Here is a 19,071-nt window from a genome sequence, read left to right on the forward strand (position 1 = left end):
CAACAGGATGAGGATAGAAGCGTGATGGAAGACAATGCCGCGCCGCCGAGTGGTGCGCCCGACCCGTTCAGCGTGTCGGAGCAGCCGGACCTTCCGGAGGCGCCGGATCGCGCCCGTCGCTTCGGTGGAATCGCCCGATTGTACGGCGACGCGGGTGCGCTGCGCTTCGCGCAGGCGCACGTTGCCGTTATCGGCATCGGGGGCGTGGGCTCCTGGGCGGCGGAGGCCCTCGCGCGGACCGCGGTGGGGCGGCTGACGTTGATCGATCTCGACAATGTCGCCGAGAGCAATACCAATCGACAGATCCATGCGCTGGATGGCAACTACGGCAAGGCCAAGGTCGATGCGATGGCCGAGCGGATCGCGCTGATCGATCCGGCCTGTACCGTGGTGACGGTCGAGGACTTTGCCGAGCCGGATAATTTCGCGCAGCTGCTGGGAGGGGGATTCGATTACATCATCGATGCGATCGACAATACGCGGACCAAGACCGCGCTGATCGCCTGGTGCGCGGAACGCGGGCAAAAGATCGTGACGGTGGGAAGCGCCGGGGGGCAGATGGACCCGACGCGAATCAAGATCGACGATTTGTCGCGCACGATTCAGGATCCCTTGCTGGCGAAGGTACGCGGGACGCTGCGCAAGATGCATCGGTTCCCACGCGACCCGAAGGTGCGCTTCGACATTCCAGCCGTTTATTCGGATGAGCCGTTGCGCTATCCGCAGGGAGGCGCCTGCGAGATCGACGTCGGGGAAGGGGCGGCGGCAACGGGTGCTGACGCCCCCAAATCGAATGCAGCGGTCGTCCGGCACCCCGCTGCGCCTGCAGCGGGACCGACCGGCCTGAACTGTGCCGGCTTTGGTTCCAGCATGGTCGTGACGGCCAGTTTTGGTCTGGCTGCCGCATCCCATGTGCTGAATGCGCTGGCGGCGGTAGGCAAGCCCAAGAAATAAGGCGCGCCGACCCCAATGCGTATAAGCGTCGCGGCTAGTGACCGCGGCGCCCATACCGACGTGACCGCGCGGGATCACGTCGATATCGGCTTATTTACCCCAGCTGTCCTTCAGCGAAACGATCCGATTGAACACCGGACGTCCCGGCGTCGAGTCGACGCGGTCGGCGACGAAATAGCCGTGCCGCTCGAACTGCAGGCGATCTTCGGCCGCGACATTGCGCGCGCCCGGCTCGACGAACGCTTGCACCACACGCTTGGCTTGCGGGTTGATCGCTTCCAGGAAGTCGCTCCCCCCGGCGCCCGGATGCGCATCCTTGAACAGGCGGTCGTAGATCCGCACTTCCGCCGCGTAGGCGTGCTCGGCACTCACCCAGTGGATGTTGCCCTTGACCTTGTACGTGTTCGCGCCTTCGGTGCCCGATTTGCTGTCCGGGAAATACGTGCAATGGACGGCGACGATATTGCCGTCGGCATCCTTGTCCGCGCCGGTGCACTCGACGACGAAGCCGTAACGCAGACGCACCTTGTTACCCGGGAACAAGCGGAAATAGCCCTTCGGCGGCGTCTCGTTGAAATCCTCGCGCTCGATCCACAATTCGCGTGACAGCGGGAACTCGCGGCTGCCGCGTTCCGGATGGTGCGGATGGATGGGGGCGTGACAGGTCTCCGACTGACCTTCCGGGTAGTTGTCGATGATCAGCTTGAGGGGATCCAACACCGCGATCGCGCGCGGCGCGACGGGGTCCTGTTCGTCGCGCAGGGACTGTTCGAGAGTGCTCATGTCGATCCACGAGTCCGCTTTCGACAGGCCGATCCGTTCGCAGAACAGTTTGATCGATTCCGGCGTGAAGCCACGGCGACGCAGACCCACCAGCGTCGGCATACGCGGATCGTCCCAGCCCTCGACGTGCTTTTCGTTCACCAACTGCAGCAGCTTGCGCTTGCTGGTGATCGCATAGGTCAGGTTCAGGCGCGCGAACTCGATCTGTTGCGGCAGCGGGCGGCTGAACTCGCCGGCATCGGCCAAGGCATTGAGGATCCAGTCGTACAACGGCCGGTGATCCTCGAACTCCAGCGTGCAAAGCGAGTGCGTGATGTTCTCGATCGCATCCGAAATGCAGTGGGTGTAGTCGTACATCGGGTACACGCACCAGGCATCACCGGTGCGGTGATGATGCGCATGGCGAATCCGATAGATCACCGGATCGCGCAGATTGATGTTCGGGGATGCCATATCGATCTTCGCGCGCAGCACGTGCGCGCCATCGCCAAATTCGCCGGCGCGCATCCGCGTGAACAGGTCGAGGTTTTCTTCGACGCTGCGGGTGCGGAACGGCGACGGCTTGCCCGGTTCGGTCAAGGAGCCGCGCGCCGCACGCATTTCCTCGGCGCTCTGGCTATCGACGTAGGCCTTGCCGAGTTCGATCAGCTTGACCGCCAGCCCGTACAGGCGCTCGAAGTAGTCGCTCGCGTAATACAGATGGGAGGCTGCGCTCGGATCGTCGCTGCGTTGCCATTCGAATCCAAGCCAACGCACCGAGTCGATGATCGAATCGACGTATTCGGTGTCTTCTTTTTCCGGGTTCGTGTCGTCGAAGCGCAGATGGCAGACGCCGTTGTAGTCACGCGCAATGCCGAAGTTGACGTGGATGCTCTTCGCATGGCCCACGTGCAGATAGCCGTTGGGCTCGGGCGGGAACCGCGTCTCGACGCGACCGCCCCATTTACCGGTGCGACCGTCCTCGTCGATGATATTGCGGATGAAGTTTGAGACGACCGGGAGGTCGTTCGAATCGTTCGAAGGAGTGCTCATGCAGGGCCGCGTGCCGAATCAGTAAATACAGCGATAACAATCGTATCGGAAGCAGCGCGCCGTTTCCGGGGCGGGCCTCGGGGGCGTGACCGCTTCCGGTCCATCGGCGCATTTTACCGTACCGGCCCGTGAAGCTGGCGCCCGCATGCAAGACCGTGTGGATTCCTCGACAAAGTGGCATGACGCAACGGCGATTTCTCGGCGTATTTTTAACGCCGTTTTGCGGCATCTTGACGCGCGGTAACAGCCGTAACCGCGCGTAAGTCCCATTGTCGGCGGCCTGAAGCGGGGCATAGGATGCGGAGCATGGCGGGCACAATAGGAGAAACAACATGTTGCTCAAACGCGTGGCGATGTGGACAGTGATTGGTGCGGTGGTGACCAGTGCGGCAGCCTGTGCGCCGTTGAGTCGGAGCCAGAAGGGCGCGGCCATCGGCGGGGCGGCCGGGGGCGCGCTAGGTTATGTGTTGACCGGCGGCCCGATCGGGACGATCGCGGGCGCCGCCGTCGGGGGCGTTATCGGCGCCGGCGCGGGACGTCGCTGATGTGCTAGCGTGGTAGACCCGACACAAGGAGTGGATGATGCGTGATGCGGCAAGCCGAAGTGCGTCGATGACCCCCCGGGCCGCCATGGCCCCGCGGCCCTCCGGGCGCGATAAGTCGCACACGATGCGCGTGCCTTCGGCGCCCGCTTGGCGTGGCGCGCGACGCATGACGGCAGCCGCGACGGCCATTGCCAGTCTGGTCGCCTTGTTCGCTGCCCCGCCCGCGTTCGCCAAGCGGGCCCCGACGCCGTCGTTGCTGGACAGTGCCGCGGCCGCGGTGCCGAACCGCTATGCGGCGTCCGCGGTCGAACAAGTGCTGCGACAGGGCGGCAATGCCGTCGATGCAGCCGTGACGGCCGGATTCGTGCTGGCGGTGACGTCGCCGGATACCGCTGGCCTGGGCGGCGGCGGTTTCATGACGCTCTATATGGGCAATCAGCCGTATTTCCTCGATTTCCGGGAACGCGCGCCGCAAGGGGCGATTCCGGGCATGTTCCTCGACGCGAAAGGGAAGGTCGTCGCGGGTGCCAGCGAGGTGGGTGGCCGCGCGGCGGCCGTGCCGGGCAGCGTGGCGGGCTTATGGGAAGCGCAGAAGCGCTTTGGCAAATTGAAGTGGGCGCAGGTCCTCGCGCCTGCTATCCAATTGGCGCGTGACGGTTTCGACGTCGACGAGCCGCTTGCGCAGCGCCTGAGCAAGGCCGGCCCACGATTCAATGGCAAGACGAACTTCTCGGTCTATTTCGCCGATTTGCATGCGGGCAGTCATCTGCGGCAGCCGGAACTCGCCGCGACCTTGCAGCAGCTTGCCGACAATGGCGGCAATGCGTTCTACAGCGGCCATGTTGCCGATCTGCTCGCTGAGGCGATGCGCGGTCATGGCCTGATCACGCAGTCGGACCTGTCCGACTATCAGGCAAAGTGGCGCGCGCCGCTGGTCGCGCCCTGGCATGGCTATCAGATCATCACCGCGTCCGCGCCGAGCGTCGGCGGCTTGGCCTTGGTGCAGATGCTGCGCTTGCGCGAAGGCTTGCAAAGCGCGTTCGACGGTGTGGGTCCCGATACGCCGCAATACGCGCAACTGACCGCGGCCATCGCCGAGCGGGTCGATGCCGACCAACACCGCTATCCCGGCGATCCCGACAGCGCCGCCGCGTCCGACGGCAGCGGGGGCGCGCAAAGCGCCGCGCGATGGATCGGCGCCGACTATATTAAGCGGCAAGCCACGGAGATCGCCGCGTCGACCAAGGCCAAGGCGGATGTCGAGGCCGGCACGGCCGCTGCAGCAGCGGGTGCGTCGGCCGCGTCAGGTGCGGCGGCCAGTGGCGCAGTGGCTGGTGCAGCGTCGAGCGCCGATGCGGCATCCGGTGCGAGTGTCGCTACGCCGGCCAGCAGCGCGTCGGCCCTGGGCACGGCGCCGGCGCCGGCGCCGGCGTCGGCCGCCGCTGCCGCCGCTACGGCATCCGCACCGGTCTCGACGAAAGCACACCCCTCGGCCGGGACGCAATCGGCTGGTGCGAAGCCCGCCGAGGAGCCGGCCCGGGCGATTTCCACGCAGTATGCGATCGTCGACCGCTGGGGCAATGCGGTGTCCGTATCGATGACGATGAATGCGCCGTTCGGCTCGGGCGTGGTCGTGCCGGGTGCGGGCTTCCTGTTGAACGACGCGATGGATGGCTTTGCGTCGACGGGCGAAGACGCCGGCACTGCCAAGGCGGACGGTCGCGATCCTGCACAATCCCAGTCCGGCGCACACGGCAATGCGATCGCCGGGGGCCGACGTCCGGTCTCGCCGATGGCGCCGACGATTCTGACCGACGGCGGCAAGGCGATCCTGGCGCTCGACGCAGGCGGGGCCGGGCGCCCCGATAGCCTGCAAGGCCCGCTCGTGGAATATCTCGTCATCACATCGATCGTGCACGACAAGCAGCCGCTGGCGCAGGCGGTGTCGGGACCCACGACTTCCGGTGCCGACGTTCAGGCGGTTCAGGTGCAGGGCGACGCACCGGTGCCGCAGGCGGATCCACGCGGGCGCGGCGTAGCGACCGTGGTCAAATGACCGCATATCTGGCGTCATTCAAGGAGAAAGCGGGGCGCGGCGGCGTCCGAAGCCACACGCGAGGCATCACAGCGCAAGGGCAAACGGTATAATCGGCCGTTTGGGGCGCCTTTCGGCCCCTGCAGGCCAGTCCGGCGCGCACACGGATCCGCGCCATCGTCGTCTCGGGATGTCATGCCCGGACCGGTTCGATGGGGTGTTCCGGTATGCGCGCCGACTATTATTGCAGTCGCGCTGCGCCCTCGCGCAGCGGATGCCGACATTGCCGCCGCACGCCACACACGTCAGATACGTCATGAAAGCCGCCGATATCCGTAGCAAGTTCCTGGGTTTCTTCGAATCGAAGGGACACACGGTCGTCCGTTCGTCCAGCCTGGTGCCATCGAACGACCCCACGCTGTTGTTCACGAACTCCGGCATGGTGCAGTTCAAGGACGTCTTCCTGGGCAATGACCCGCGGCCCTATAGCCGCGCCACCACCGCGCAACGCAGCGTGCGGGCCGGCGGCAAGCACAACGACCTCGAAAACGTGGGCTACACGGCCCGCCACCATACGTTTTTCGAGATGCTCGGCAACTTCTCCTTCGGCGATTACTTCAAGCGCGATGCGATCCATTTCGCCTGGGAATTGCTGACCGAAGTGTTCAAGCTGCCGAAGGACAAGCTGACCGTCACCGTCTACTTCGAGGACGACGAGGCATTCGGCATCTGGGAAAAGGAAATCGGCGTGCCGGTCGAGCGGATCATTCGCATCGGCGACAACAAGGGCAGCCGTTACGCCTCGGACAATTTCTGGCAGATGGGCGACACGGGTCCTTGCGGCCCTTGCTCGGAGATCTTCTACGATCACGGCCCGGAAATCTGGGGCGGCCCGCCGGGATCGCCCGACGAAGACGGCGATCGTTTCATCGAGATCTGGAACCTGGTGTTCATGCAGTTCAACCGGGACGCGCAGGGCACAATGACGAAGCTGCCCAAGCCTTGCGTCGATACCGGCATGGGCCTCGAACGCGTGGCGGCCGTGCTGCAACACGTCCACAGCAATTATGAGATCGACCTGTTCCAGGCTTTGATCAAGGCGGCGGCGCGGGAAACGGGCGTGGCCGATCTCGGCAATAACTCGCTGAAAGTCATTGCCGACCATATTCGCGCCTGTTCTTTCCTGATCGTCGACGGCGTGATTCCGGGTAACGAAGGACGCGGCTATGTGCTGCGTCGTATCGTCCGTCGCGCCATCCGTCACGGCTACAAGCTCGGCCGTCGCGACGCGTTCTTCCACAAGATGGTGCCCGACCTCGTCGCGCAAATGGGCGAGGCTTATCCCGAGCTGGCGCAGGCAGAGGGTCGCGTGACCGATATCCTGCGTCAGGAGGAAGAGCGCTTCTTCGAGACGATCGAGCATGGCATGACGATCCTGGAAGCGGCGATCGGCGAGCTGGAAGCCACGCGCACGTCGCCGGAGGCGGCATTGACGCTGTCCGGCGAACTGGCGTTCAAGCTGCACGACACCTACGGTTTCCCGCTGGATCTGACCGCCGACGTCTGTCGTGAGCGACAGATCGCGGTGGACGAGCCGGCATTCGACCAGGCGATGGAGCGGCAGCGCAATCAGGCGCGCGCGGCCGGCAAATTCAAGATGGCTGCCGGTCTCGAATACGCCGGCGAGAAAACGTCGTTCCTCGGCTATGACGCTATCGTGTCCGACGATGCGCGCGTGATCGCGCTGTATGTCGACGGCGCGAAGGTCGATACGGTCCAGGCGGGACAGGACGCGGTCGTCGTCCTCGATCACACGCCGTTCTATGCCGAATCGGGTGGTCAGGTCGGCGACCAGGGCTTGCTGACGACCGATGCATCGCGCTTCGCCGTGCACGACACGCAGAAAGTGCAGACCGACGTATCCGGCCATCACGGTACCTTGGAGCAAGGCACGCTGAAAGTGGGCGACGTCGTGGCGGCACAGGTCGATGGCGTGCGTCGCGCCCGCACGGGTCGGAACCACTCGGCGACGCACTTGATGCACAAGGCCTTGCGCGAAGTGCTGGGCGGCCATGTGCAACAGAAGGGATCGCTGGTCGATCCGGACAAGACGCGTTTCGACTTCGCGCATCATTCGCCGATGTCGGCCGACGAAATCCGTCGCGTCGAGGAACGCGTCAATGCCGAAGTACTGTCGAACGCGGCCGCGCTGGTGCGCACGATGTCGTATGACGATGCCGTCAAGGAAGGCGCGATGGCGCTGTTCGGCGAGAAGTATGGCGACGAAGTGCGCGTGCTGAAGCTGGGCAGCTCGATGGAACTGTGCGGCGGCACGCACGTGACGCGGACCGGCGACATCGGCCTGTTCAAGATCACGTCGGAAAGCGGCGTGGCGGCGGGTATTCGCCGTGTCGAGGCGATCACCGGCGATAACGCCTTGCGCTTCGTGCAGCGTCTCGACGACAGTCTGAACGCGGCGGCGCAGGTCCTGAAGGTCCAACCGTCGGAGTTGACCCAGCGTATCGCGCAGCAGCAGGAGCAGGTGCGTGCGTTGGAGAAGGAACTGGGCGCGTTGAAGTCGAAACTGGCCTCCAGCCGAGGCGACGAATTGTTGGCACAGGCCGTGGAAATCGGTGGCGTGCAGGTATTGGCCGCCGTCCTCGACGGTGCCGATGCCAAGGTGCTGCGTGAGTCCGTGGACCGCTTGAAAGACAAGCTGAAGCATGCCGCAATCGTGCTGGCATCGGTTGCCGATGGCCGCGTGAGCCTGGTGGCCGGCGTGACGCCGGAAGCGTCGAAGCAGGTCAAGGCCGGTGAACTGGTGAATATGGTCGCGCAGCAGATCGGCGGCAAGGGCGGTGGCCGCCCGGATCTGGCGCAGGCCGGTGGTACCGATGCGGCGGCGTTGCCGGCTGCATTGGCCAGCGTGTCGGGCTGGGTGGCGTCGAAGCTGCCGGCTTAAGCGACAGGCATCGCGGCGCGATCCTTCGTGCCGCGATGCCAGCGGTCATTCATCGACGTTATCGCCTTTGGGGATAAGCACAGGACCATGAGCATGCAGGATTTTGCATCAGACAATTACGCCGGCGTCTGCCCGGAAGCGATGCGTTATCTGGTGAACGCGAACGACACCGGGCATGAGGTCGCGTACGGCAACGACAGCTGGACCAAGCAGGTCTGCGATCGCATTCGCAATCTGTTCGAAACGGACTGCGAAGTGTTTTTCGTGTTCAACGGCACGGCGGCCAATTCTTTGGCCTTGGCGTCGCTGTGTCAGTCCTACCAGTCGGTGATTTGCCACGAGCTGTCCCACGTCGAGACCGACGAATGCGGCGGGCCGGAGTTTTTCTCCAACGGTTCGAAGCTGATCACGTCGCGCGGCCCGCTCGGGAAGCTCGATCCGGTCGCGGTCGAATCGGTGATCACGCGCCGCAACGATATCCATTGGCCGCGGCCGAAGGCGATGACGCTGACGCAGTCGACCGAAGTGGGCACCGTCTACAGCGTGGACGAAGTGCGCGCCTTGAGCGACCTGGCCCATCGGCACGGTTTGGCGGTGCATATGGACGGCGCGCGCTTTGCAAATGCCGTGGCATCGCTGCAAGTCACGCCGGCCGAGGTCACGTGGAAGGCGGGTGTCGACGTATTGTGCTTCGGCGGTACGAAGAACGGTTTGCCGGTAGGGGAGGCCGTCGTCTTTTTCGACAAGGCGCGCGCGGAAGATTTCGCCTATCGCGTCAAGCAAGCCGGGCAATTAGCCTCGAAGATGCGCTACATCTCGGCACCGTGGCTCGGTCTGCTCGATGACGACGTGTGGTTGCGCAATGCGCGCCATGCGAATGCGATGGCGCAGCGTCTGGCGCAGGAAGTCGCTTCGGCGGGTGTCAAAATCGCGCATCCGGTGCAGGCCAATGCCGTCTTCGCCGACATGGCGCCCGCCGTCAGTGCGGCGATGCGCGCCAAGGGATGGGTCTTCCATGACTTCATCGCGGCCGGTGGGTGCCGGCTGATGTGCGCATGGGACACGCCCGAAGAGATGGTGGCGCGCTTTGGCGCGGATCTGCGCGACGTGACCGCCGCATAAGACATCAAAGGAGGCGCCGGAGCGCTATCCGGCCGGAATAGATGACGGTAGCAGTAGACAAGGAAGTGGACGCGACCGGGCTGAATTGCCCGTTGCCGATCCTGCGGGCAAAGAAGGCCTTATCCGATATGACCACCGGGCAGATCCTGAAAGTGACTGCCACCGATCCCGGCTCGCAACGCGATTTCGCGGCGTTTGCAAAGCAGACGGGGAATACGATCGTCGAGAGCAGTGTGCATGAGAAGGTATTCACTTTCCTGCTTCGGCGCCGCTGACGCTATCTCAAAAATATGAAACCCGTTCTCTATCTCAATATCCCGATTCCCGCGGAATACATGCCCTTGCTCACCGATGCGTTCGAGGTGGTGATGGCCACGAACGACGCGGAACGCAAGCAAGCGCGGAGTCGGCTGGCGGAAGCGGTGGCGGTGCTGACCAATGGATCGATCGGTTTTTCCCCCGAGGAGATCGATGCGGCACCGAAGTTGAAGGTGTTGAGCGCTTACGGTGTCGGTACCGAGAACCTGGCGATCGATCATGCGAAGTCGAAAGGCATCGCCGTCAGCAACGGCGCCGGTTCGAACGCGGTCACGGTGGCGGACCACGCCTTGGCGTTGATGCTCGGCGCCTTCCGCAAAGTGCCGAAGTTCGATCGGGTTGTCCATGACGGCGGCTGGCGCGACGGGCAGGATCTGCTGCCGATCTTGAGCCGCAAGCGGGTGGGTATCGTCGGCATGGGGCGCATCGGCGAGCTGGTGGCCAAGCGCGTGCTGGGATTCGATTGCGAAGTCGCCTATCACACGCGCAACAAGCGCGACGCGCTGCCGTATGCCTACTTCGCCAATGTGCTGGCCTTGGCCACATGGTGCGATGTGTTGGTGCTGGCGATGCCAGGCGGCCCCGCCACGCGCCATATGGTCAACGCTGAAGTGCTGACGGCGCTGGGTCCGAAGGGCTTCCTCGTCAACGTCGCGCGAGGCAGCGCGGTGGATACGGCCGCGCTGGCCGAGGCCCTGAAAAACAAGACGATTGCCGGTGCCGGGCTCGATGTCTACGAATCGGAACCGGCCAAGCCGGAGCCGCTGTTGGGCTTCGAGACGCTGGTGCTGTCGCCCCACGTCGCCGGCTCCTCTCACGAGGCCGTGGAAGGGCAGGTCACACTGTTTATCGAAAACGCGCAACGCGTTTTTCGCGGTGAGTCGGTGACCACACCGGTTTGAATATAGTGGCGTGATTTGAGACGGTCGGCGGTTATTGCTTGCCCCGACGCAGGCTATTGTGGCGAGACATCAACCAAGGTATCGAGGTGTCTCAATGCAGAAGCCGTTCCTATCCGCCACGCTGGCCCTCATCTTATCGGCGGGTATCGCTTCAACGGCGTGGGCACAGGGACACTCCCCCGCCCATATTCACAATCACGCCGAAAAAGGCGGATATCGTCTCGCGCAATCTCCAACGGATGTCGCGCAGTTCACCGAAGAATACTTCAATAACGGTGATTTCGCGGGTCTGGCGACGCTCTACGACGAAGACAGTATTTTCGTCACGCCCGACGGCGTGAAGCACCGTGGTCGTACCGCCATTCTGGCCGCCTTCAAGAAATTTCGCGAACAGTACTCGGCCCTGAAGGGCGGCGATATGGAAATATTGTCATCCGACACTGCCGGCCTGATTATCGTGAATTGGCGTCTCATCGGGCGTGACGGCCATGCCGATGCAAGCGGTACCGGCACCGACGTGGCACGACGGCGCCCGGACGGTAGCTGGGCCTATGCCGTCGACAATCCCTTCGGCGTGGCGCGCGTGGCGAAGTGAGGATCGCCTGAATCGCGCATGATTCGCGGTTTTCCAAGGGTCGTTTCGAATAAACCGTCATTGTCGGATCAAGCAGCGTGACGGGATGCTTCGCTTAACTGATTTTATTTCAACAAAGGTCAGGTTTCGCGCGCGCTGCCGGACAGGCATGTAACTATCGGCATCTTTCCCGTCACACTGTCCTGCCCCCCATGGCGGTTCAAGTCTGATCAACGTAGCACGACGCGAACAGCAACGGTCTTCGGGTGCTTGCGTCGTCCACCAGACGACAAGATGCAGGACCGCTCCTCGCTCGATGGTGCCCGTGCGCATCGCTCTCTTTCCCCACCTTGTGCCGCGCGGCGACGATGGGCTGTCGCGCGGGAAAGCGTTGCCCGTTTCAGCCCCTTGACGCTGAGCGCAATGCTCGCGACACACGTGTTCATCTGGACACTTGCTGCCTGGCTGTCACGCGGCAATCTCGATGTGCCCGGCGATATGGTTGAGAACTATATCTGGGGCATCGAATGGCAGCCGGGGTATGCCAAACATCCGCCGCTTTTTGCGTGGATCACCGCAGCGTGGTTTATGGTGTTTCCGCGTTTCGATATCGCGTACTTTGCGTTGTCGGCGCTGAACGCCATGCTGGGGCTGCTGGGCATCGCCGCACTTGCCCGGCGGTTTCTACCGCATCATCTCGCCGTGATTGCCGGCTTGGCGATGGCGGTTTCGCCGCTGTATTCAACCCTTGCGATCAAGTTCAATGCGAACGCGGTGCTGCTGTCGCTATGGCCGTGGACGGCCTATTTTTTCGTGCGCTTCATGCAGGGGGGCGGCTGGCGATCCGCGGTGTTGTTGGGTGCGCTCGCAGGCGCCACGGTGCTGGGCAAGTACTTCTCCGTGGTGCTGTTGGCCGCGCTGCTGCTCGCTGCATTGGCGCGGCCGGTCTGGCGTGCGCGACTATTGCGGCCAGCGTCACTGTGGATCGTGATGTCGGGCACGATCGTGCTGCTCCCGCATCTGCACTGGCTGATCAGTGAGGACTTTCCAACGCTGGCCTACGCGCAGCATCGTAGCGGTGGAACGCGCACGGCAGCCACGCGCCGCCTTGGCATGTATGCACTCGCGCAATTCGCCTACCTGTTGCCAAGCAGCGTCGTCTTGCTGGTACTCGTTCGTCAGCATCGATTCAAGGCGCTGGGGGCGATGTTGCAAGCGAGTGTCAAACCGTCACGCTGTCCCGATGTCTGGTGGCTCGCATTCGGCCCCATGATCGTGGTAGCGGGGCTTGCCCTTGTGACGAAGACCGAAATGGCGTCTGTCTGGGGCATGGCACAGTGGTTCGCCATTGTGCCGTTGTGGTTGTGGGCCCTCGAGGATCGTGGTGTCGCATTGGTGGCAAAGCGCGTCTTGCCCATGATGCTGATGTATTGGACATGCGTTCTCGCCGTGAGCGCCCTCGTGGGCTATGGGGGCGCATTGCGCGGCACAGAGGGGGCGATCGCGCCCCGCATCGAGCTGGCCGAAGCGGCACACCGTGTGTGGCAGCAGCAGAGGGGACATGCCATGCCCATCGTCGCCGGATCGATTCAGGACGCGGGGTCGATTGCCTTTTACGGGGCGGGCACCACGCGCTACTGGAATCCGGTGCGGCCGCTGGAAACGCGCTGGCTTGCGCTTTCCGACCTCTACGCGAATGGCGCGCTGTTCGTTTGTCGCAGGGAGGATGGGGCGTGTATCGAACGGGCAGGGGAGCTGAGTGGCGTGCTGCCGCTCACGCTCACGGTTGCGAAGCAGGGGTGGGGAAGAACGCTTCCCGGCAGGTCGTTTTTCCTTTTTGTGATGCCGTCGAGCCGATAGGGGCTAGCCCTGATACCGCGCGGACCCTTAACCGTTTCGTCAAGCCGTCGGCCTGTTTATTCAATAGACGTGCCTGCGCGCTGCGGCCAGTATTTTCGATAGTCCGGCTTAGTGAGGCTCTTTTGGAGACGAAGAGCACGCCGGTGGCGTCATGCCGGAGGAGACCCGACATGAACGGCAGGTAGGCGAGCGCGTGAGCGCATCGCACTGCTTAGCCGCGAGGCGTGGGTGCGCGGGCGAATACCGACGCAGTGCCACACGACCTTGTGTCCGCCGAAGCCGGAACGATAAGACTATCGAGCGGCCTACAATGAAAATAAAGCTTCGGCACACTTGCGTGCTGGTATGCGGCATGGCGGCGTATTGCGCGGTCCACGCCCAAAATTCGGTGACACTGAGCGGCGATATCGACGGAGGCGTGCGTTACATCAGCAACGGTACGGCCAAGCAATATACGATGAGTTCCAACGGCTGGTTTTCGGCAAATCGCTGGGATCTCGGCGACGTGGAAAACCTGGGCAACGGGTGGAACGCGCATTTCATGCTCGAATCCGGATTCAATACCGCCACGGGGGCATTGGATAACACCACGGGTTTGCTGTTCAACCGTTTCGCGTATGTCGGCCTCGGCGGCCCTTACGGATCGTTGGACTTGGGGCGGCAATACACGCTCGGTCACGACATCATCTACGACTACGACCCCTTTCATTTTTCCTATCCGGCCATCCTGCCGCTATCGCCGGCCGTGGACGGGACGCACTTCAATAACGATATCAAGTACAAGGGCGCGTACGGGCCGTTCAAGTTTAGTGCCGAGATCGCGCCGGGGGGCATCGCCGGCGATTTCAACGCCGGCACCGCGCGGGGCGTGGGTCTGCAATACAAGGTGGGCTTTTTCAATATCGGCGGCACGTATATCCATCGTACCGTGCTCGTCGGCACGATCTACCAGCCCGACGACTACGTGGCCACCGGTACCGAACTGCGCTTCGGCACGCTGCGCCTGGCCGGCGGATTCATGAGCGAAAGCACCGGCAACGCCCGTCCTAACCCGACCACGCGGACTGAAAACTATTGGGGCGGTTTGACGTACGACGTCACGCCCTTTACCCAATTAGGAGCGGGCTATTACGTGACGAATATCCCGTCATCGAATGGTCGAAAAAACCTGGCGATCGCCAGCCTCGTGTATTCGCTGTCGAAACGCTCGAGGCTCTATCTGGAAAGCGACTACACCACTTATCACGGCAGTTACATCACGAATACCACGCTGAATGCCGTGCACGCGTCGCACCAACTGGCTATCACGATGGGGATCAACGAGCTGTTCTGACAGTGCTTTTGCGGTCTGTCCGTGTATCGAGACAGGCGAGAGGGAGGAGAGGAAACGTGAATCAATTTGACGGGAACAAGACGTCGGAAACGCCGGGGCCACGCGATGCCACATCGCCCGGCGAGAAGGGGCAGTGGCAACTGTTGGGCGAGCATTGGCATATCGTGGCTGCGGCGACGGCGGGATGGGCATTGGATTCCTTCGATTTCGCCATGCTGCTGTTCCTGCTGCCTCACCTCGGCGGGGTGTTCCACGCGGGCTTGCCGGCCATGACGCTGATCATCACGGCGACCGGTCTTGCCAAGATTGTCGGGACGATTGGGTGGGGCTATGCGGCGGACCGGTATGGGCGCAAGATCGTCTTCATGGCGGCAGTGCTGTGGTTCTCCTGTGCGGCCGGCTTGAGCGGGCTCGCATGGAGCTATGCTTCGTTCATGGTGTTGCGGATTTTGTTCGGGATCGGCTTTGGCGGGGAGTGGACCGTATCCGTGTCGCTGCTGATGGAGACGGTGCCGGAGCGGGTGCGGCCGCATGCATCAGGCATCATGGTGGCCGGTTACGAGATCGGCTATATGCTGGCGGCGGGTGCCTTCCACCTGCTGTTTCCGATCTTCGGTTGGCGCTGGATGTTCGTCCTGGGTGCGGTACCGGCATTGTTGACGGTGTTTATTCGTCGCAATATCGCGGAGTCGCCGGCTTGGCTCGAAGATCAGAAAAGCCGGCCGTGTCGGCGTGCGCGTGATGCGTTCGAATTCAATCCGGCGGTATTGCAGGCCTGGCTGTTCTCCGGCGCGATTAATTTTCTGCTGTGGTCGGTGCAGGTGCTGTATCCGACCTTCCTCATTACCGTGCATCACTTCGATGCCAATCGGATCTATCCTTTCCTGATTGCCTATTCGGTCGGATCGATTTCGGGGAAGCCGTTGTGCGGTTATGCGACCAGCGTGTTTGGCGAGCGCCGCACCGTTCTCTTTTTCTTGTGTGCGGTGATTCCGCTGACCGCGCTTTACACCTTGGTATCGGACGTCTGGCTGCTGGGCTTGGGCGCTTGTTTGATGGGGCTTTTTGCAAGCGGGCTGTTCGGCGTGCTGCCTTTGTATCAGGCGCGCCGGTTTTCCACGAAAGGGAGGGCGACGGGCGTCGGTATCAGTTATGCGATGACGGCGGCGAGTTCGATCGCACCGTATGGTATTGCGCGCTCGGCACCGTTGATCGGGTTGCCGACGGCGATCGCCGTGTTCATCATCGGGAGCGCGGCGTTGTTGATTCTGATCAGCTTGTGGAACACCACGCGGTGGATGCCCGATGGTGGCGCGTCGGCGGCGCCGCGCAGAAACGCATCGGATCGTGTCCGTGGTGCCCGCGTGCGTGCGCAGACGCATTCGGCCTGACCCTTTAGCCACATGGAGACTTCCACCGTGGAGCAAGAAATAGCAGCAGTCAATGCAGGGCTGTCCTCGTTGCGCATGCCGCATTACAAGATGCCGTCGCGGGCCTGCGATACGCATTGCCATGTCCTCGGCCCGATCGATCGATTTCCCTACGCCGATGCGCGTCACTACACGCCGGAAGAAAAAGATAAATGGGTCCTGAGCGCGCTCCATGCGCGACTGGGCGTCGATCGCTCGGTGATCGTCCAGGCCACCGTGTATGGCACCGACAACCGCATCGTGCTCGACGCGATTGCCGATCGGCCAGATTCGCGGCGGGGTATTGCGCTGGTGGATGCGTCGATCAGCGAGGCCGAGCTGGAGATCCTTCACGAAGGCGGGATTCGCGGCGTGCGTTTCGGCTTTATCCCGAAGTTGTGGACGCCTCCCGAGCGTGCAGTCTTTCGGCTGGTGGCGGCAAAGATCGCGGCGTTCGGCTGGCATATCGCCGTGCACGTGAACGCATCCGATCTGGAGACGCTGCAGCCGTATTTCGACGACTTGCCGGTGCCCTTCGTCATCGATCACATGGGGCGTGTCGATGTCGCCGACGCTGCCAGTTTGGCGCAGCCAGGTTTTAAAAACCTGCTTGCGTGGGCAGAGCGCGAGGCATGTTGGATCAAGGTGTCGGCGATCGATCGGGTCTCGGCGACAGGGCGCCCCTTTACCGATACGGTGCCCTATGTGCGCGCGCTACTAGCCGCCGCGCCGGACCGGGTCCTGTGGGGCACGGATTTTCCGCATCCCAATCCGCGCAATGCCGTGGACGACGATGCCGATCTCGTCGATGTGTTGCCGCTATGCGGCGATGCCGACGCGCTGCGAAAGCTGCTGGTGAAGAATCCCGCGCGGTTGTATGGGTTTTGATGGGGCGTCGCGCGCTGCCCTCAGGTGTTACGAGAGCGCCGCGCGACTAGGGGGACGGCTTTCTTAGAAGTCCGTCGTCAGCGACAGCCAGAACGTACGCGGGTTACCCATCGACAGGTAGCCGCCGTACGTCGAGGCCCAGTACGAGCGGTTGGCGACGTTCTGCACGGTAGCGCGCACAGTCACGTCCTTGCCCAATACCTGCGTTGCGTAGCGCGCGCCCACGTCGAAGCGGCTCCATGCGCCGATCGACAAGGTGTTGGCCTCGTCCAGGTACTGGCGGCTCGTGTAGATCCAGGCGGCGTTCACTGCCAGGCCCGGCACATGCGGGATATCGTAGTCGGCGCTGATGTTCGCCAGCCAGGCCGGCACGCCCACGCCCGTATTGCCGTCGTTCGCTGCCGTCGAGGCCTTCAGCAGCTTTGCATCGGTATACGACGCGCCAGCGGTCAGACGCAGGCCCTTGATCGGCTCGCCGTAGAAGCCGACTTCGACGCCGCGGTTACGTTGCTTGCCGCCTTGGCTCGTCACGAGGGTCGTCGGATCGGTATAGGTGGCCGGTTGTTCGATCTGGAACAGGGCAACGTTCGTGCCGAAACGGCCGAGATCGTACTTCGATCCCAGTTCCAACTGACGCGAGCGGTACGGGGCGAATACCTGGCCGATATTGCCAGCGGACGACGACACGCCGCCTTGCACGAGCGCTTCCGCGCGGTTGAAGTACACCGACAGATTATCCTGCGGCTTGACGACGAGGCCGAAGATCGGCGTCGTGACCGACTGGTCATACATGCCCGACTGCGTGCCGGTATAGCCGTAGGTCTGCTGGCGCAGTTCCTGGCGGCGTGCGCCCACCGTCAGCAGTACGCGATCGTTCAGGAAACCGAGCGTATCCGATACCGAGATACTGCGATTGACAACCTGCTCGATCGTACCCGGATCTCCCAAATTACCGGCGCCCGACGCGTCAGCCGGTCGCGGTACGTCGACGACGTTCGACAAATCCGTGTTGAACGCAGGGAAAGCGCTGAACGTGTACGCCGACTTCTGGTCCACGCTGACAATGGAGCCGCCCAAATTGAATTGGTGCGAGACCGGGCCGGTGTTGAATTTGCCGCGGATGCCGCCCATTGCAGACGTCGAATCTTCCTTGAACGCCGTGGTCAGACGATAAGCGGTCGCGGTATTTGTCGCTCCGCTGTAGGCCGGGCTCGAGTAGCTGCCGTGCTCGTTGCCGTGGCGGGCGCCGCCCTTGACATAGGCGGTCCAGCCCGGTGCGAAGTCATACTCGGCGCCGACCATGCCGATCGTATCTTCCAGATTCGAGTTGGTCCACGGCTGCGCAAACGTCGAGGTTGCCGACGGGACCGACGGCACCGCACCGGTCGCGGTGAACGTCGTGCGACCTTGGTCGATCTTCATCCGTTGGTACAGGAAGTCCGCTGTGAGGCGTAACTTCTCGCCACGCCAGTCGAGGCCAACCGCCGTCGTCTTGTTGTATTGCTTTTGCTTGTCGACCGCGGTTTCGCCGCCGTCATCGGACTGATTGAAGCGAATACCGAATTGATCGTTGCTGCCGAAACGACGACCCACGTCCAGATGCGCACCTACCTGGCCCGAGCCGGACACCTTGGTCGTGACTTCGGTCAGCGGTTTGTCGTCGGCATGCTTGAGTTCGACGTTGACGCCACCGCCCACGCCGGTGCCACCGGCGGGAGCGCCATTGACAAACGCATTCGTGCCTTTGAACAGATCGACGCGGCTGACCGCATCGGACAGAACCATCTGGCGCGGCGTCAGACCGAACAAGCCGTTGATCGATACATCATCTGAATACAGCTGGAATCCGCGAATCGTATAGTTCTCAGCAAACTGTCCCGAGTTCATCGACACGCGAACGTTCGGATCCGTCGCTTGCAGGAAGTCGCCGACCGTCTGCGATTGCTTGTTTTGAATCGCCTTCGCCGTGTAACTGGTGACACTGAAAGGAACATTGATTAGCTGCTGCGTGCCCAGCACGCCGAGCGACGTCGCTTTTGCGACCTGTCCGCCGCCGAACGTCGCTTGTTCGGGCGCTACCGGAGCGCTTGATGCCGACACCGCCACGCCGGGCAAGGCGCTCTGCGTCTTCGTATCGCCGGTCGTATCGGTCGAGGACTGAGCGTGTGCGACGCCGGCGCCGAACGCGATCGGCATCGACAACAGGAACAACGCGCGGCGGACAGCAGAAGCAGAGACGGACAGGACCGGTCTGATATGCCGGTTCGAATCGAGAGCAGCCATAAAGTGTCGAATGATCAGTGTGTAAAAAGCAGGCGAATGCAAGCGCGCCGTCGTGGAAATGCGTGATAAAA

At 62.8% G+C, this 19,071-nt stretch carries 14 protein-coding genes; 12 read left to right on the forward strand and 2 right to left on the reverse strand.

All coding sequences use genetic code 11. From position 1 onward, the window contains the following. Window positions 1-21: 21 nt before the first annotated feature. A complete protein-coding gene (locus ABEG21_RS05965; protein ID WP_347556315.1) occupies window positions 22-954 on the forward strand; it encodes a tRNA threonylcarbamoyladenosine dehydratase in 933 nt (310 codons plus the stop codon). Between the two features lie 90 nt (window positions 955-1,044). Here ABEG21_RS05965 and ABEG21_RS05970 read toward each other — a convergent pair whose 3' ends face one another. Further along, window positions 1,045-2,769, reverse strand: a complete 1,725-nt coding sequence (locus ABEG21_RS05970) for a glutamine--tRNA ligase/YqeY domain fusion protein (protein WP_347556316.1) — start codon at window positions 2,767-2,769, stop codon at window positions 1,045-1,047. A 332-nt stretch (window positions 2,770-3,101) separates the two neighbouring features. On the opposite strand from ABEG21_RS05970, the gene ABEG21_RS05975 reads away from it, so the two are divergent. From ABEG21_RS05975 to ABEG21_RS06025, 11 genes are all read left to right on the forward strand, one after another. Next, window positions 3,102-3,314 carry an ornithine carbamoyltransferase gene (locus ABEG21_RS05975; RefSeq protein WP_347556317.1) on the forward strand — a complete coding sequence of 71 codons (213 nt, stop codon included), beginning with the start codon at window positions 3,102-3,104 and terminating at the stop codon, window positions 3,312-3,314. 166 nt (window positions 3,315-3,480) lie between these two features. After that, window positions 3,481-5,370, forward strand: a complete 1,890-nt coding sequence (locus tag ABEG21_RS05980) for a gamma-glutamyltransferase (protein ID WP_347556318.1) — start codon at window positions 3,481-3,483, stop codon at window positions 5,368-5,370. Window positions 5,371-5,665: 295 nt separating this feature from the next. Further along, the gene (gene alaS, locus ABEG21_RS05985) at window positions 5,666-8,311 is read left to right on the forward strand and encodes an alanine--tRNA ligase (RefSeq protein ID WP_347556319.1); all 2,646 of its coding nucleotides are present in this window, start codon (window positions 5,666-5,668) and stop codon (window positions 8,309-8,311) included. Between the two features lie 93 nt (window positions 8,312-8,404). Continuing rightward, window positions 8,405-9,433 carry a low specificity L-threonine aldolase gene (locus tag ABEG21_RS05990; RefSeq protein ID WP_347556320.1) on the forward strand — a complete coding sequence of 343 codons (1,029 nt, stop codon included), beginning with the start codon at window positions 8,405-8,407 and terminating at the stop codon, window positions 9,431-9,433. Window positions 9,434-9,474: 41 nt separating this feature from the next. Then, window positions 9,475-9,708 carry a sulfurtransferase TusA family protein gene (locus ABEG21_RS05995; protein ID WP_347556321.1) on the forward strand — a complete coding sequence of 78 codons (234 nt, stop codon included), beginning with the start codon at window positions 9,475-9,477 and terminating at the stop codon, window positions 9,706-9,708. A 15-nt stretch (window positions 9,709-9,723) separates the two neighbouring features. Further along, on the forward strand, window positions 9,724-10,653 hold the full coding sequence (locus tag ABEG21_RS06000) for a 2-hydroxyacid dehydrogenase (RefSeq protein WP_347556322.1): 930 nt from the start codon (window positions 9,724-9,726) through the stop codon (window positions 10,651-10,653). Between the two features lie 94 nt (window positions 10,654-10,747). Then, window positions 10,748-11,248: a nuclear transport factor 2 family protein gene (locus tag ABEG21_RS06005; protein WP_347556323.1), complete on the forward strand. Its 501-nt coding sequence runs from the start codon at window positions 10,748-10,750 to the stop codon at window positions 11,246-11,248. Window positions 11,249-11,521: 273 nt separating this feature from the next. Further along, the gene (locus ABEG21_RS06010; RefSeq protein ID WP_347556324.1) at window positions 11,522-13,087 is read left to right on the forward strand and encodes a glycosyltransferase family 39 protein; all 1,566 of its coding nucleotides are present in this window, start codon (window positions 11,522-11,524) and stop codon (window positions 13,085-13,087) included. 310 nt (window positions 13,088-13,397) lie between these two features. Further along, window positions 13,398-14,420: a porin gene (locus tag ABEG21_RS06015; RefSeq protein ID WP_347556325.1), complete on the forward strand. Its 1,023-nt coding sequence runs from the start codon at window positions 13,398-13,400 to the stop codon at window positions 14,418-14,420. A 56-nt stretch (window positions 14,421-14,476) separates the two neighbouring features. Beyond that, complete coding sequence (locus ABEG21_RS06020) at window positions 14,477-15,811, forward strand: MFS transporter (protein ID WP_347556326.1); 1,335 nt, start codon at window positions 14,477-14,479, stop codon at window positions 15,809-15,811. Between the two features lie 27 nt (window positions 15,812-15,838). Further along, window positions 15,839-16,717, forward strand: a complete 879-nt coding sequence (locus ABEG21_RS06025) for an amidohydrolase family protein (RefSeq protein WP_347556327.1) — start codon at window positions 15,839-15,841, stop codon at window positions 16,715-16,717. Window positions 16,718-16,780: 63 nt separating this feature from the next. Here ABEG21_RS06025 and ABEG21_RS06030 read toward each other — a convergent pair whose 3' ends face one another. Next, window positions 16,781-19,000, reverse strand: coding sequence for a TonB-dependent siderophore receptor (locus ABEG21_RS06030; protein WP_347556328.1), 2,220 nt, complete (start codon window positions 18,998-19,000; stop codon window positions 16,781-16,783). Window positions 19,001-19,071 lie beyond the last annotated feature (71 nt).

This window comes from Robbsia sp. KACC 23696, from assembly GCF_039852015.1.
Taxonomy (GTDB): domain Bacteria; phylum Pseudomonadota; class Gammaproteobacteria; order Burkholderiales; family Burkholderiaceae; genus Robbsia.